The organism is Grimontia kaedaensis (genome assembly GCF_023746615.1).
Taxonomy (GTDB): Bacteria; Pseudomonadota; Gammaproteobacteria; order Enterobacterales; family Vibrionaceae; genus Enterovibrio; species Enterovibrio kaedaensis.
The window spans coordinates 2,215,517-2,230,463 of record NZ_CP082275.1 but is presented as its reverse complement, the minus strand read 5'-3'; the positions used below and the strand labels follow the sequence as shown (position 1 = coordinate 2,230,463).

12 protein-coding genes are annotated in these 14,947 nt (G+C 47.3%); 8 read left to right on the top strand and 4 right to left on the bottom strand.

All coding sequences use genetic code 11. The annotated features are described in order from the left end of the window. The first annotated feature begins 230 nt into the window (after nt 1-230). The 8 genes from hinT to K6Q96_RS10015 all read left to right on the top strand — a co-directional run bounded on the left by hinT (nt 231) and on the right by K6Q96_RS10015 (nt 7,380). A complete protein-coding gene (gene hinT / locus K6Q96_RS10050) occupies nt 231-581 on the top strand; it encodes a purine nucleoside phosphoramidase (protein ID WP_251875431.1) in 351 nt (116 codons plus the stop codon). After that, complete coding sequence (locus K6Q96_RS10045) at nt 581-2,023, top strand: COG3014 family protein (RefSeq protein WP_251875429.1); 1,443 nt, start codon at nt 581-583, stop codon at nt 2,021-2,023. The genes hinT and K6Q96_RS10045 overlap by 1 nt, the downstream gene beginning before the upstream one ends. Further along, nucleotides 2,023-2,409, top strand: coding sequence for a YcfL family putative periplasmic lipoprotein (locus K6Q96_RS10040; protein WP_251879626.1), 387 nt, complete (start codon nt 2,023-2,025; stop codon nt 2,407-2,409). Before K6Q96_RS10045 ends, K6Q96_RS10040 begins: the two co-directional genes overlap by 1 nt. A gap of 22 nt (nt 2,410-2,431) precedes the next feature. Next, entirely contained in the window at nt 2,432-3,025 is a 594-nt protein-coding gene (gene lpoB / locus K6Q96_RS10035) for a penicillin-binding protein activator LpoB (RefSeq protein WP_251875427.1), read from the top strand. Nucleotides 3,026-3,028: 3 nt separating this feature from the next. Further along, the gene (locus tag K6Q96_RS10030) at nt 3,029-3,871 is read left to right on the top strand and encodes a phosphotransferase (protein WP_256481715.1); all 843 of its coding nucleotides are present in this window, start codon (nt 3,029-3,031) and stop codon (nt 3,869-3,871) included. Nucleotides 3,872-3,906: 35 nt separating this feature from the next. After that, nucleotides 3,907-4,758: a DUF6279 family lipoprotein gene (locus K6Q96_RS10025; RefSeq protein WP_251875422.1), complete on the top strand. Its 852-nt coding sequence runs from the start codon at nt 3,907-3,909 to the stop codon at nt 4,756-4,758. A gap of 210 nt (nt 4,759-4,968) precedes the next feature. Beyond that, nucleotides 4,969-5,508, top strand: a complete 540-nt coding sequence (gene ycfP / locus K6Q96_RS10020; protein ID WP_251875420.1) for an alpha/beta hydrolase YcfP — start codon at nt 4,969-4,971, stop codon at nt 5,506-5,508. A gap of 579 nt (nt 5,509-6,087) precedes the next feature. Then, nucleotides 6,088-7,380, top strand: coding sequence for an NAD(P)/FAD-dependent oxidoreductase (locus K6Q96_RS10015; protein WP_251875418.1), 1,293 nt, complete (start codon nt 6,088-6,090; stop codon nt 7,378-7,380). A 43-nt stretch (nt 7,381-7,423) separates the two neighbouring features. Here K6Q96_RS10015 and K6Q96_RS10010 read toward each other — a convergent pair whose 3' ends face one another. The 4 genes from K6Q96_RS10010 to mfd form a co-directional block, all read right to left on the bottom strand. Next, nucleotides 7,424-9,808, bottom strand: coding sequence for a bifunctional diguanylate cyclase/phosphodiesterase (locus K6Q96_RS10010; RefSeq protein WP_251875416.1), 2,385 nt, complete (start codon nt 9,806-9,808; stop codon nt 7,424-7,426). Nucleotides 9,809-9,955: 147 nt separating this feature from the next. Beyond that, nucleotides 9,956-10,507 carry a GNAT family N-acetyltransferase gene (locus K6Q96_RS10005; RefSeq protein WP_251875414.1) on the bottom strand — a complete coding sequence of 184 codons (552 nt, stop codon included), beginning with the start codon at nt 10,505-10,507 and terminating at the stop codon, nt 9,956-9,958. 105 nt (nt 10,508-10,612) lie between these two features. Then, nucleotides 10,613-11,437 (bottom strand): peptidoglycan binding protein CsiV, encoded by an 825-nt coding sequence (locus K6Q96_RS10000; protein WP_251875412.1) that lies wholly within the window; start codon nt 11,435-11,437, stop codon nt 10,613-10,615. Between the two features lie 35 nt (nt 11,438-11,472). Further along, nucleotides 11,473-14,937 (bottom strand): transcription-repair coupling factor, encoded by a 3,465-nt coding sequence (gene mfd, locus K6Q96_RS09995; RefSeq protein ID WP_251875410.1) that lies wholly within the window; start codon nt 14,935-14,937, stop codon nt 11,473-11,475. Between the last annotated feature and the right edge of the window lie 10 nt (nt 14,938-14,947).

The following is a 14,947-nucleotide window of genomic DNA, read 5'->3' as shown; positions in this document are numbered from 1 at the left end:
TTTCGAACCTTTGAAGTGAGACGCAAATTTGTTGAGAGAGTGGTTAATAAACAGTTGAGGGTTGATAAGCAGAGCCGAAAGCTGTTTCTGGGTTGGACTGAAATTGTTACGGAAAGCGAAGATTTGGTGTATGACACACGAAGTGTGATAAAAAACACTGTTCATTATTGCCCAATTCCTTTGTCTCTAGCATACTTACAGCTCTATAACTGATTCATTTGGAGTAACCCGTGGCTGAAGAAACCATATTCAGTAAAATCATTCGTAATGAAATCCCGGCAGACGTGGTTTACCAAGACGATCTTGTGACCGCATTCCGAGACATCAACCCTCGTGCTCCAAGTCATATTCTTATCATTCCCAACAAGCTGATCCCGACGGTTAACGACATCGAAGGTGAAGATGAAGCGGCTTTGGGCCGCATGTTCACCGTGGCGCGGAAGCTGGCGGCGGATGAAGGTATTGCAGAAGACGGCTATCGTTTGATCATGAACTGCAACAACCACGGTGGCCAAGAGGTTTACCATATTCACATGCATTTGGTGGGTGGTCGTCCTCTGGGACCAATGCTGATTGGTTAATGATTATAAAGCTTTCTTTAGCTCTCGCTGACAGGCGCAGAGCCAATTTTTCGTTCACAAAGAAATTGGTGGCATTCAGCCTTGGACTTAGTCTGGTTGGTTGCGCCAATCTTTCTGCACAGGCGCTGTTCAGCCATTATTCTGCTGCATTGCAACAACCACATGCTTTGGTTACGCAAGGCGAATATCAACAAGCACTGGAACAGTTACCGGATTCGCCAGACGGTGAAATTCTTGATGGCATGGAAAAAGGGCGTCTGTCTCTGCTTTCCGGTAACCTTGAACAAAGCAAAGCCGCGCTGGAACAAGCAGATTTTGCAGCAACTGAACAACAAGACAAAGCCATTATCCAGCTCTCTAAAGGTGTTGATCAGTTAGGCGCTTTGGTGACCAATGACAATATGATTACCTACATGCCACCGGACTATGAATTGGGTTTTCTTCACTTGTACCTGATGCTGAATTACTTGCAGGAAAATGATCTGCAAGGCGCTTTGGTCGAGGCAAGACGCGCTAATCAGGTTCAGAAGCGTGCGAAGAAGTTGCGTGAGGATGAGCTTCGCAATGCTTCAAAAACAGCGTCGCAAAATAGCATTGACGATAATGTTGGTGCGGTTCTTTCAAAGTACCCACCAGCAGGTAATCTATTAGGCTCAGTGCAAAACGGCTATCTGTTTTACTTCTCCGCGCTTCTCTACGAAGCGGAGGGTAATCTCAATGGTGCATTTATTGATTACAATCGTGCGCTGGCCTTAGAGCCTGACAATCAATTTATTGCAGAGGCTGCGAAACGGGTGGCTTTTCGTCAGGGGCGACGCGATGAACTGAAATTGCTTGAGGAAAAATACGGTAAGTATCAACGCCCGGACAGAACAAAAGGTCAGTTGGTCGTACTAAATGAACAAGGCGTAGTGAATGCCCGAGACTTCTGGCGATTGCCGCTGTGGCTGTCTGACAGCAGTGGTAACCTCGAAGCGCATACGGTCAGCCTCCCGTACTATCGTTCTCATAGCGCTACACCTCAAAGAGCTATAACGGTGGATGGTCAGTCGGTAAAGCCAGAGCAACTGGCGAATGTTAACGGTATGGCGCAAAACGCATTGAGTGAAGCGATGCCAGCAATGGCAGTAAGGCAAATCCTGCGCGTTGTGGCAAAAAATGAGATGCGTAAGTCTTTGTCAGAAAATGATGAAAGTGGCATTGGCAATCTCGTCGTCAACATCTTTAATGTGTTGAGTGAGCAACCGGATACCAGAAGCTGGCAGACGCTGCCTGAAAGTGCAGGCGTCTATAGCGGGTTTTATTCCAAAGGTCAGCATACTGTGAACGCTGACGGACAATCCATTAACGTAAACATAGAATCAGGAAAAACCACGTTAGTTTGGCTTTCCAGGCAGGGCGGTCAAGTGGTTCATTGGCAGGGGATATTAGGAGGCATATGATGAAATATGCAGCAGTTCTGTTATCAGCAAGTATGTTGCTGGCAGGTTGTGCGAACAACACAGCTGGCATCAGCATAGATAGCAGTAATCAGAATGTGGTGTTGGGAAATTCGGTGTTGGCGAAAAACCTCGAATTTGGCAACGCAAAAACCAGTGTCGTGAATGAACGACTGCTGGCTCAGGTGATGGTGACCAATAAGAGTGACGAGTCCCAAGACCTGCAGTACCGCTTTAACTGGTATGACGCTCAAGGTCTTGAAGTAGACAGCGGCAAGTCGCCGTGGCGTCAGTTTATCGTTTACGGTGGGGAATCCGTGACACTTCAAGGTGTGGCACTGAACCCAAATGCGAAGAACTTCCGCGTCTCGCTCAGAAATATTCAATGACTATAACGAAATAGGTAAGCCAATGAAAAAAAGCTTAATTGTGCTCGTGGGTGCTGCAGCGCTCATCTTGGGTGGTTGTGCCAAGCAGGTAAGCTACGGTGATGCTCAGGAAGTGGAAACGACGACGATTGATTTCGGCTCGACGGATCTGCAAAAAATCGCAGTAGAAATGACAGATAGCATGCTGTCTTCCGGTTCCGTTACTGCCATTACCCGCAGCAACCGCCCAATCGTGTTTGTAGAGTCAATCAAGAACAAAACCGCTGAGCATATTGATACTGAATCAATCACTGACACCATCAGCACCCGTCTGATTAACTCTGGCAAATTCCGCTTTGTTGACATGACCCGCGTTGAAGCGGTTCGTGAGCAACTGGATTTCCAAAACAATGATGCGCTGGTAAACCCAGGTACTGCCATTCAGTTTGGTAAAATGGTCGGTGCGCAATACATGCTGTATGGCAACCTGTCTAGCATCAACAAGCAAGACGGCAGCGACAAAGACGTTTACTACAAAATGACCATGCGTCTGATGGATCTGGAAACCGGCCTTATCGAGTGGGCTGATGAAACTGAAATCCGCAAGAAGCAGTCTAAGTCTCTGATTGGATGGTAATCATTGCTTTCAGCTGATGAAAAAGAAAAGGCCGCAGTCATTGAAAGACTGTGGCCTGATTTTATTATTGAGCAGGCAGAATTTCTTGAGGGCGGATTAAGTAACCGCTGTATGAAACTGACTGCGAATGAAGGGGGCCAATATGTTTGGCGACCAGAGGCCGCATCTACAAAGGCATTTGGCTTAAGCCGTGATAATGAATTTGAAGCCTTAACCTTAGCGTCAACAGCAGGCTTGACTGTCCAGCCAGTAAAACGTTATCCGGAGGGGTTACTGAACCCTTGGATTGAAGGTGAGACCATGACGGAGGCTTCGTTGGACATCGCCGCGACACTTCAAGTTAAGGTCCACGAATTACCACCTCTTTCGAACACGTTTGACCCTTTCGATAAAGGGTTGGTGTACTACAGTAACCTTTCCGCAAGCTCGTTGAACGATTCATTGAATGCGGTTCATGAGCACTTTCAGACGCATCGATTTACCTCAGGCTTGCCGCTTACTACTTGCCACTATGACTTGGGTTACTACAACTTTATCCGCCAAAATGACGGTGAAGTTAAAGTCATCGATTGGGAATATGCAGCGTTGGGCGATCCGGCGATGGACTTAGTGATGACCTCTCTCGCAAATGGATTGGATCTTGAAACCTTGGTGAATCGATACTGTCAAATTAGACGTATAGACTCTGTCGCCGATTGGCTTGATGCGTGCAGAAAATGGCAGCCAGTGGCGGCTTACCTGAGTGTGTTGTGGTTTGCATTGGGTTATGAGCTTTATGGTGAAGGCATCTATCAGGAAAGAAGTGCATTTTTCCTGAGACAGCTTGAAGCTCACATCGTGAGTTAAATGAAGGTAGGACGTATAAAAGGAGAGCGAAGGAAATGAAATTCAGCAAATCTTCTGTCAGACACTTCTTTTTGTCGCTGGCTGCTGTATTCCTGGTTTCTGCCTGCACCAACCAGTTTGCTTACAACACGCTTCCTTTCTGGATTGACTACTACCTCTCTGACTACGTTGACACAACATCTGCTCAGCAAAAACAGCTGGATAACGATCTTGAAGCATTCCACGAATGGCATCGCCAGAACGAATTGCCAAAAATTCAGGCTTTGCTCGACCAACTTGAAGCAGATATGGCGAAGCCGCTGTCTTACACGCGCATTGGTGACTATCACCACCTTGTTAATACCCGTATCAAGGCTTCACTGGAAGGACTGACCCCAACTCTTGTGAATTTGATTTCATCGATGAGTGACGAGCAGGCCCAGAATTGGCTCGACACCGTTAACAAAAACATCGAAGAAGCGGTCGAGAAGGCCAACGAAGGCAGTGCAGACGAGCAGCAGGTGCGCCGTCAGAAACGGTTAGTCGAACGGGCAGAGTTTTGGGTAGATTCGGTCAATGCCAAACAGAAGAAACAGTTTCTGGAAATGGCAGGATACCAAATCGAAATGCGCCCTGTGTTTTATTCGATTCGTGATGAATTAATGACAGAACTTGAAGGGATATTGATGAACCGGCAAGACCCCAATCTTGGCGAGCGAATCAATGCCTATTTCTCCCATCTGATTGCGTTCCAAAGTGAGCAGCACAAAAACGACATGGCGTTGTATTTAGCCCGACGTTATGAGCTTTTGCAGCGTCTAGATCGCCATCTGTCACAGAAGCAACGAACCGCAATGCGCAACAAGCTTGCCTCTTACAGCGAAGACATCGCTGCCGTTTTGAACTAGTGTGGCCTGGTAATCGCCAATTCGTCTCAAAACCTTGAGCCGTACCCGTGTTTCTGTCTTAACCCTTAATAATGTGCGTGATTGAGTGGTAGTATTTCTGGACCAAGCTTTTTGAACCCGCTGGTTTTTCGGTTCAATGCCATTTAAAGCGGTTAACTTGGGAAAAGATTAAAAGCTGGGTGAACCAGCGACGAGTGAGAGGGACTTTTAGTGATCATTTATCTTCACGGCTTTGATTCAAACAGCCCGGGAAACCACGAAAAGGTCATGCAACTGCAATTTATTGACCCAGACGTTCGCTTCATCAACTACAGCACACTTCACCCCAAGCACGACATGCAGCACCTTCTCAAAGAAGTGAGCAAACAAATGGAAATGTCAGACGATAAATCGCCAATGATTTGTGGTGTCGGGCTTGGCGGCTTCTGGTCTGAGCGTATTGGCTTTCTCAGTGGCATCAAGCAGGTGATCTTCAATCCGAACCTCTTCCCGCAGGAAAATATGGAAGGACGTATCGACCGACCCGAAGAGTATGCCGACATTGCAACTAAGTGTATTGAGAATTTCCGCACCAAGAATGCCGGTCGCTGCATGGTGGTGTTATCAAAAGAAGATGAGCTTTTGGACAACTCGCGTTCAGAAGAAGCATTGAGCCCTTACTACGACATTGTTTGGGATGAAACGCAGACACATAAGTTTAAAAGCATCTCTCACCATCTGCAGGCAATGAAAGCGTTTAAAAACGCTTAACATTTCGCTTATACCCAAACAATCTAAAGATGCTCGCATTGAGGGCCTCCCTTTGGGCGAGTTGACTGACGCCGTGCTCTTTGTTGTCCCTTGTTGATGGAGGTGACTATACCTACAAAGAAACGCCGTGATCACAACGCCAGTCAAACTCGCTGAATCCGGCATCTTCAGGTTATTTGGGTATATATGGTTTAAAGAGCATCATTTGTTAAGGTTGGTGCTCTTTTTGTATTTGCAATGTTGTGTAGTGACGTAATTATCATCAGTCTCGCTTATTTTCGCTGCTTTTAGTGTGGATTTAAGGATTTAAAAATTGATTGAGATCAAGTGACCTGTATAATGGTTTCAACAAAAAAATGAGCATCATGTCATGAAAATGCGGGTGGCAGCGTGCAACAAAACATAAACAAAAATGCGCGTTTATAACGTTGAAAACAAAAGCTCTTTACCTCTCCAAGCGATATTTATAATCGACCGAATACGAAGGTTGTTTAAACATATTTTCTTTCATAACGCGATTTTGTCATCGCGGGATGTAGCCCAATTTTTTCGTATTTAAATCATGGTGAGGAAGTAATCGTGACCAAAATTATTGTAGTCGGTGGCGGTGCTGGTGGCCTCGAATTGGCAACCAAACTAGGACGCACACTTGGACGTAAAGGACGCGCCAAAGTCACTCTTGTAGATCGTAAAGCGAGTCATCTCTGGAAACCGCTTCTGCACGAAGTGGCAACAGGCTCTCTTGACGAAGGCGTTGATGCAATCAGCTACCGCGCTCACGCAAAAAACCACTATTTCGATTTTCAACTCGGTAGCCTGTCTGGCATCGATCGTGAAAACAAAACCATTAAATTGGCAGCGTTGCACGACGAAGAAGACGGTGAACTGCTGATGCCTGAGCGTGAGCTAAGCTATGACGTTTTGGTGATGGCAATCGGTTCCACTTCCAACGACTTCAACACAGCAGGTGTTCGCGACAACTGTATCTTCCTGGATAGCCCAGAACAGGCACGCCGTTTCCGTAACGAAATGAACAATGAGTTCCTGAAACTGCATGCGAAATCTGGTAAAGGTAAAGTTGATATTGCGATTGTTGGTGGCGGTGCGACAGGTGTCGAGCTTTCGGCGGAACTGCACAATGCCATCAAAGAACTGCACAACTACGGTTTTCAGGACCTCGATAGCTCTAAGCTGAACGTTACTCTGGTTGAGGCTGGTGAGCGTATTCTTCCTGCATTACCGCCACGTATTTCTGGTGCGGCGCAGCAAGAATTGATCAAGCTGGGTGTGAACGTTCGGACGGCGACCATGGTTGTCAAAGCGGATGAAGATGGTTTGGTAACCAAAGACGGCGACAAGATCCCAGCGCAAATCATGGTATGGGCAGCCGGTATCAAAGCGCCAGATTTCCTTAAAGACATTGCAGGCCTTGAAACTAACCGAATCAACCAATTGGTGGTGAAATCAACGCTGCAAACCACCCGTGACGAAGACATCTTTGTTATCGGTGATTGTGCAGCTTGTGAGCAACCAGACGGTAATATGGTCCCACCTCGTGCTCAGTCAGCACACCAGATGGCAAGCCGTTGTTTCTCAAATATCGTAGCGAAAGTGACAGACCGTGAACTAAAACCATACACTTACAAAGACCATGGTTCACTGGTTTCCTTAAGCCGCTTTTCAACCGTAGGTAGCCTCATGGGTAACTTGACCCGTGGTTCGATGATGGTAGAAGGCCGACTGGCGCGTGTGGTTTACATCTCTTTGTACCGAATGCACCAGATCGCGCTGCATGGTGTGATTAAAACCGGCTTGATGATGGTGGTTAGCCGCATCAACCGTGTACTTCGCCCGTCCCTGAAACTGCACTAACTGTAGGCTCTGGGCAAAGAAAAGCTGCCAAATGGCAGCTTTTTTATGCCTGGCCTAAATGGGGTTTTAACAAGAACGGTGCAAAGATTTTTGGCGTCGTGTTAAGCGCTTCAATAGGATTTGGTATCGCGCAGGCTGGGTGCCAGTTAACCAACTCTTCAACAGGCAGTGGGCGTGAGATGAGGTAGCCCTGTATAGAAACATCTCCTTGTTCTAATAACCACGTCAACTGCTCTTCCGTTTCCACGCCTTCTGCCACTACATCCATATCCAGGGTTTGCGCTAATTGGATCATTGCTGCGCAAAGCTTGGTAGAGCTTCTATCAGAGTCGATTACGTTGGTGATGAAGTGACGGTCTATTTTCAATACGTCAAAAACGTATTCTCCTAATAGTGAAAGGGATGAATACCCTGTACCAAAGTCGTCCAGATAAAGTCTAACTCCCGCCTTTCTTAATGCTTGTAGTGCCTGTGAGCTGGCCTGTTCATCTTCCATCAAGGTTGATTCAGTGATTTCTAGTCCCAATTTGTAGGGGGCAATTTTGTTTTGCTCGACAAGTGATTCCACAAAACTGATAAATGCAGGGGAAACCAGTTGTTTGGCTGAGACATTGACGGTGATCCCCGGATAGTCAAAGCCACCAGATTCTCTTTGCCAATACCCTAGTAGCTGACAAACACGGGCCAGAACCCAACGGCCGATTGCATGAATCTGATTAGTGTCTTCTGCAATGGGAATGAAAGTCATCGGAGAGATAGAACCCAGTTCAGGGTGATGCCAACGCAGTAGGGCCTCGAAATGGTGGACTCTGTCCCCCTTACAGATAGGTTGGAATACCAGTGACAGTTGGTTTAATTCAAGCGCATAACCTAGGTCTTGCTCTATATTAAAACGCTGTTGGGCCTTTTCCAGCATATCGCTGTGAAAAAAGGTAATCGAAGCACCGCTTTCTTTTGCATGATACATAGCGATATCTGCTTGTTGGATAATATCCAAAAGCGTAAAGCCGTGATCTCTGATGGTTGAAATACCGATACTGGCGCCAATCTGAATATCGTGGCCATCTATGAGGTATGGTTGGTTGATGGCATCAAGGTAAACGCTCGCGCTTCGATAAGCACCATCTTGTGTGATCACATCTGGAAGACAAACGACAAACTCATCACCTCCAAAACGAAACGCTTTATTTGGAGTTTGGGTCGCCATAAAAAGGCGATCAGCCACGGCTTGAAGAAGTTTGTCCCCAATTAAATGCCCGAGTGAGTCATTAACGTTTTTAAAGCGATCCAAATCGATAAACAGGATGGAGAAACCAAAGCTTTGAGCGTTCTGCAGTTTTGATTGTTCTCTCTCCAAACGTTTTTCCAACGACAGCCGATTGTTTAATGACGTCAGACTGTCATGATAGGCTTGAAACCGGAGCTTCTTTGTTTGTTGTGAAACCAACTGATTAGCGAGTGCGAGTCGACTGGAATAGGACCAAATACAAAAGCTAGTGGCTATGGTAAGCAAGAAGCCGAGCACGGTCATTACCAGGCTGTAGCGATTACTAGCTAGATGATCCTCTCCTGAAGTAAATGTGAACCAAACGCCTTCTTCACTTCCTGGGATTTTCACCAAATGCTCCGCTGTGAATATTCTAGCATTGCTATTGTTGTTTTGTGGCACGGTCTGAAATAGGAAGGCGCTATCATCATTTTTGTTGCTGAACTCAGGCCTGACCGATATTTGAAGGTTATCCAGTGAGCTGTAATCTGGCCAGATAGCAGAAAAGAAGCTATCGAAATAAATAGAAGTGACCAAGTAACCTTTGAGCTCCTCTTCGAGAATGACTGCTGAGAACAACCGCACGCCGTGATGATCGTCTTTTTCGAAAAAGCTCGCTTCTGGACTACGTTGGAAAAATGCTCGCTCCATGGCATGTGCAAACTCACACTGGGACTCAGCACGCCAACCAATATAGTTCTCTACCTGATTCTCTGGAGAGACATAAAGGACAGGAAAAGCATAATCACTTAGCGCCCATGCACATCTAAAATCAGGTTGAGGATAGGTTTGATAGTTGTGGTAAGAGTCGTCCTCACTACCGGCGACTCTATTCTCGAAGTCATCAATGTAATCCCTGAATACTTTTGGCAGCCAAAAGACGGAGTGAATGCCCGAACTTTCTCTCGTACGGCTTGCCAGAAATTGCTGAAATTTTCTTTTGCTCAGGTTTTTGTCGGTCTGGAGGTAGAGCTGAGCGGAGAGCTGCAACTCATGGAAAGAGTAAAGGGCTTTTTCCAAGCCATTTAGACGTTGCTCAATCAGTGTGTTAAAGGCACTCTGTTGACGCTTTTCGTCGATTTGATAAACAGCGAAACCGCTGCATAAAGCCGCAACTGTACCAACAACGAACACGATCCAGTGTAGATTTCTGGAAAACATTATTTCTAGTCAGTTAATTGTTAATAAGTCCGATTATAGGAGCGGCTGTTACAGTGATTTTTAGGTTTGGTGACAGTTCGATGACAGGGTCTTAATTTCGAGATAATGCATGATTTTGAATGAAACAAGATTATATCTTCATCAACTCTATAGAATATCGTCCGGGACCAGACTATACACAAGACCTTCTCGAGCTTCACCATCATACATGTAGCGGTTACGTGCACGGCATTCAAAGGTGGCACGTAATTTCTCAGCAATGCGGATACTGGCTTCATTAGCAGGATCCATCACTAATTCTAAACGGGTTAATAGTAGATGGCCGAAGGCAAGATTAGCTGCTGCTTCCACTGCTTCTAATGCATAGCCTCTTCCTTGAAATTTTGTTGCAATCCAGTACCCAAGGTTCGCCATATTTGCGACGCTATCAATACTGGAAAGGTAAACGCAACCGACAAGTTCTCCTGTTTCGATTTCAAATGTGGCCAATTCAAAACTCGCCCCTGTTAACCAGCCCTGACGACTACGATTCACCCAGGCTTCTGCATCCATATCATCGAATCCTTCATGGCACCAATCCAGCCATGGGCTGATGGTGTCTGACGATTCTGCGATGGCTTTTTTGAGCGGCGCGACATCGACTTGATTGAGTGCCCGTAATATGAGGCGGTCAGTCTGAAATTCAAGGTTTGCTTGCATGGTCTGCTCGGTTGGTTTGTATCATTATAGTTTTAGTTAAAAATACAGAAAAAACAACGCCCTCAAATGAGGGCGTTGTAGAAAAGTTCTGATTCAAAAAGGCGCTTATTCGACGCGGGTGACTTGAATAATCAGACCCATCAGTGGATGATCCAGATAATGGATTTCACCGCTTCTCATACGGCGCTTTTGCTCGAAAGCATAAGAGTTGAGGTGTTTTTCCACTGAGTAAGTACGCTCAAGCTTTTGAAGCCCGGTCAGTGCACTACCTTCAACTACCGGAGCCACATCTGAGCCTTCAGCAGTGATGCCTTCCACTTCGGTTGCCACTTGGTTATCAAGAGGTAATGGCACAGCCTGAACTTCCTTCAGCACCTTACGCTCGCCTGGTTCACGAAGAGCTAGGTCGGTTTCAATGAAAAGGTAGTGCTGAACGTACACACGAATAAAGCCATCCAGCTCATACATTGGGCCACTGGCTTTGTCTGTTGGCTGATATCCATCAGGAGCGGATTCACTGGTCACCAGAGGTGCGTCTTTTGATGTGCCATCAATATAGAAGCTATCACCGAAGTTACGACCTGCGGTGAAGCGCAGTTTAGGCATAGCGCCACGACCACCATCGTTTTGACGCCATGCGACATGCGCTAGTGGTTTAAAGCCCGCATGGTTAGCCAACCGATTGTATTCCGCATTCAACTGCCATTGGTTTTTAGGAAGCACTTGCAAACCACGTGCCGCCAGTGTTTGTTTGTCGAAGACAGAAACAGCACCACTCAGATTGATGTCCGGCTGCGCATCTGGCCAGTTTTCCTGAACAGTGTCAGGGTTCTGGTTACGCTTGAATACAATCACTTCAACGTCGAACCAACGTTCAGCGAAGGAAGGCCAGCTAATGACACACAGCAGCAGGATAATCAGCTTTTTCAAGGCATTACTCCGTTTTTAAAGCCAGTCGCCTTGTTCTAGGCAACCAATAAATTCTCGGCAAATTGGTTTAATAATGTTTCGATGAACTCAACCCGCTCACGACGATCAGTGAGCGATTCTACGATTTTGAGTTTGGTCGGTCCCTCGAAGCGAAAACGGCTCGGGTGGGATTGTAACAGACCCACCAGGAAGCCGGGATCAATTTGGGCGTTTTGAGTAAACTCGATCACACCGCCTCTGTCGTGTGCGTCAATCTTACGTACACCCAGTTTCGCTGCATCCAGTTTGAGCTGCTGTACTTTGAGCAAATTATTGGCTGCATCAGGCAGTAAGCCGAAGCGGTCAATCAACTCAACGCGCAACTCTTCGATATCATCGGAAGATTTGGTTCCCGCAATACGTTTGTACAGTGACAAGCGCGTATTGACATCCGGGATGTAGCCGTCGGGTAATAATGCCGGAAGTCGAAGCTCAACATCTGTCTGTTGATTAAGAAGATCGTCAAGTGATGGCTCTTTGCCTTCTTTTAACGCTTCAACAGCTTGCTCCAGCATTTCCATATACAAGGTGAAACCAATCGACTGAATCTGACCGCTTTGTTCATCACCCAGAAGTTCACCCGCACCACGAATTTCTAAATCGTGGGTAGCTAACGTAAAGCCTGCGCCCAAATCTTCGAGTGAGGCAATGGCTTCCAGACGTTTGACCGCATCTTTGGTCATGCGTTTTGGATGAGGGGTTAGCAAGTAGGCGTAGGCCTGATGATGCGAACGACCAACACGGCCACGAAGCTGATGAAGCTGCGCAAGACCAAGGTGATCAGCGCGATCCATGATGATGGTGTTAGCCGTCGGAACGTCGATACCGGTTTCAATGATGGTGGTACACACCAAAACGTTAAAACGCTGATGATAGAAATCAGACATGATGCGTTCCAGTTCACGTTCACGCATCTGACCGTGTGCCACGGTAATACGTGCTTCTGGCACCAGCTCTGCCAACTCATCAGCAGTTTTCTCAATCGAATCAATGTCATTGTGCAGGAAGTAAACCTGACCACCACGCATGATCTCACGAAGCAATGCTTCTCGGATTAGTGACTTTTCGCGCTCACGAACAAAGGTTTTTATCGCCAGTCGGCGAGAAGGGGGTGTAGCAATAATTGAAAGGTCGCGCATACCGCTCATGGCCATATTCAGGGTTCGCGGAATTGGCGTCGCGGTCAGCGTTAGGATGTCGACATCCGCACGCATTGCTTTCACTTTCTCTTTCTGGCGCACGCCGAACCGGTGTTCTTCATCAACAATCAACAAACCCAGATCGTTAAACTTCACGTCGTTTTGCAGCAACTTGTGGGTGCCGATAAGGATATCGACTTTACCTTCTGCACTGTCTGCCAGTATTTGCTTTTGCTCTTTCGCGGACTTAAAGCGGGAAAGTACTTCAACGCGCACTGGCAGGTTAGCAAAACGGTCACGGAAGTTTTCAAAATGTTGTTGGGCGAGCAGGGTAGTCGGCACCAACACTGCCACCTGCTTGCTGTTATTCACCGCGAGGAAAGTGGCACGCATGGCCACCTCAGTTTTACCAAAGCCCACGTCACCACAAACAAGACGGTCCATTGCAATTGGCTGACACATGTCAGATAGCACCGCATTAATGGCGTTTTTCTGATCGGCGGTTTCTTCAAACGGGAAGCCTGCGCAGAAGTCGAGGTAAGCCTCTCTGTCATGTTTGAACGCAAAGCCCGGTTTGGTGGCGCGCTTGGCGTAAACATCGAGCAGTTCAGCGGCCACATCACGGACTTTTTCTGCCGCGCGCTTGCGGGCTTTCTCCCAAGCTTCACCACCAAGCTTGTGCAGCGGCGCGGTTTCTTCTGCGCCACCACTGTAGCGACTGATCAAGTGCAGAGAAGCGACGGGCACATAAAGCTTGGAGCCTTGCTGGTATTCGAGCGTGACGTATTCAGTAGTAATACCACCGGCTTCCAAGGTTTGCAGACCGAGGTAGCGGCCAACACCATGTTCAAGGTGAACAACAGGTTGTCCTATCTGGAGCTCAGCCAGATTGCGGATGATGGTGTCAGAGTTAGTCGTGGCTTTTTTATTGTCCCGGCGGCGCTGCTGGACAACGCGTTCGCCGAGCAAGTTGCTTTCACAAATCAGCGCAAATGAAGGGCTTTCGCTTTGGAAGCCGATTTCAGCTGGGCCGACAACCATGGCGAAATTGGTGGGTGTGTCGAAAGCCTCATTGAGAGACCCACAAACCATTGGGCGAATTTTGATGCGTGCCAGCAAGTCCAGCATGGCTTCTCGGCGGCCTTCTGTCTCCACCGAGAAAATGATTTTGCCGGAAAACTCTTCAGTGAATTGTCTTAGCGCGCCCAGTGGTTCTTTGAGCTGCTGATTAACCGTCAGTTCTGGAAGTGGAGTAATGGGAGCGTTGGTTCTGCCCGCTTTGTCTTCCGTCGAGTTGATTTGAACCTTAATGCGTGGGTAGTTCTTAAACGCACCAAACAGTTCATCAACGTTTTGCCAGATGTCTTTGGGTGGCAGCAACGGACGAAGAGGATCAACGCGTCGCTGGTCATAGCGGTAATCCGCATCGCTCAAAAATTGTTTGGCAGCTGATTCCACATCACCTTTAGTCAGTACCAAGGTATTCTTTGGCAGATAATCAAACAGAGTTTCTGTTTCATCAAAGAACAGTGGCTGCCAGTATTCGATGCCTGCCGGCCAGGTTTTTTTACTGACTTGCTGGTAGATTGATTCTGGCTCACGGCGAGCTTCAAAACGTTCACGCCAGCGCCCGCGAAATTGCTCAACTGCTTCATCATTAGTTGGGAATTCATGGGCAGGTAGCAGGTTGATGCTGTCCAACTCTTGTGTTGAACGCTGATTCTCTGGGTCAAACTCGCGGATGGTATCCACTTCATCGTCAAAGAAGTCAATACGGTAAGGCTGGTTTGAACCCATCGGGAACAAGTCAAGAATCGAACCACGGCTGGCGTACTCACCGTGTTCGATGACTTGATCAACGTGACGGTAGCCTGAAAGTTCCAGCTGATAACGCAGTTTTTCCAGCGACAGCAAATCGCCTTTTTTCACCATCAACGCATGCTGAACCAAGAACGAATGCGGCATGACACGCTGCATTAGTGTACTGACAGGGATCAGCAAGACACCGTTGGTTTGTTGCGGTAATTGATACAGGCGCGCGATGCGGTCGGAGATAATATCCTGATGCGGCGAGAAATTATCGTAGGGCAGGGTTTCCCAATCAGGAAAAACGTGACACTCGCGACCAGTAAACTGTTTGATCTCAGGTTGTAGCTTGAGGGCGGTTTGGTTATCCGGCACCACCATCAAAATAAAGCGGTTCTGCTGTTCGGCAAGAGTCGCAACCGTCAGGGGAAGAGAGGCGCCGATCAGATTAGCGATGACGCGGGTGTCTCCTGCTTTTTCAGGAGCAGGCAAATCAAATAATGCGTTGTTAGTCATGAATTCTGGG

Coding starts and splice junctions, on each gene's coding strand:
- mfd (WP_251875410.1), bottom strand. CDS start 14,937: ATGACTAACAACGCATTATTTGATTTGCCTGCTCCTGAAAAAGCAGGA.
- K6Q96_RS10045 (WP_251875429.1), top strand. CDS start 581: ATGATTATAAAGCTTTCTTTAGCTCTCGCTGACAGGCGCAGAGCCAAT.
- K6Q96_RS10040 (WP_251879626.1), top strand. CDS start 2,023: ATGAAATATGCAGCAGTTCTGTTATCAGCAAGTATGTTGCTGGCAGGT.
- K6Q96_RS10010 (WP_251875416.1), bottom strand. CDS start 9,808: ATGTTTTCCAGAAATCTACACTGGATCGTGTTCGTTGTTGGTACAGTT.
- lpoB (WP_251875427.1), top strand. CDS start 2,432: ATGAAAAAAAGCTTAATTGTGCTCGTGGGTGCTGCAGCGCTCATCTTG.
- K6Q96_RS10025 (WP_251875422.1), top strand. CDS start 3,907: ATGAAATTCAGCAAATCTTCTGTCAGACACTTCTTTTTGTCGCTGGCT.
- K6Q96_RS10005 (WP_251875414.1), bottom strand. CDS start 10,507: ATGCAAGCAAACCTTGAATTTCAGACTGACCGCCTCATATTACGGGCA.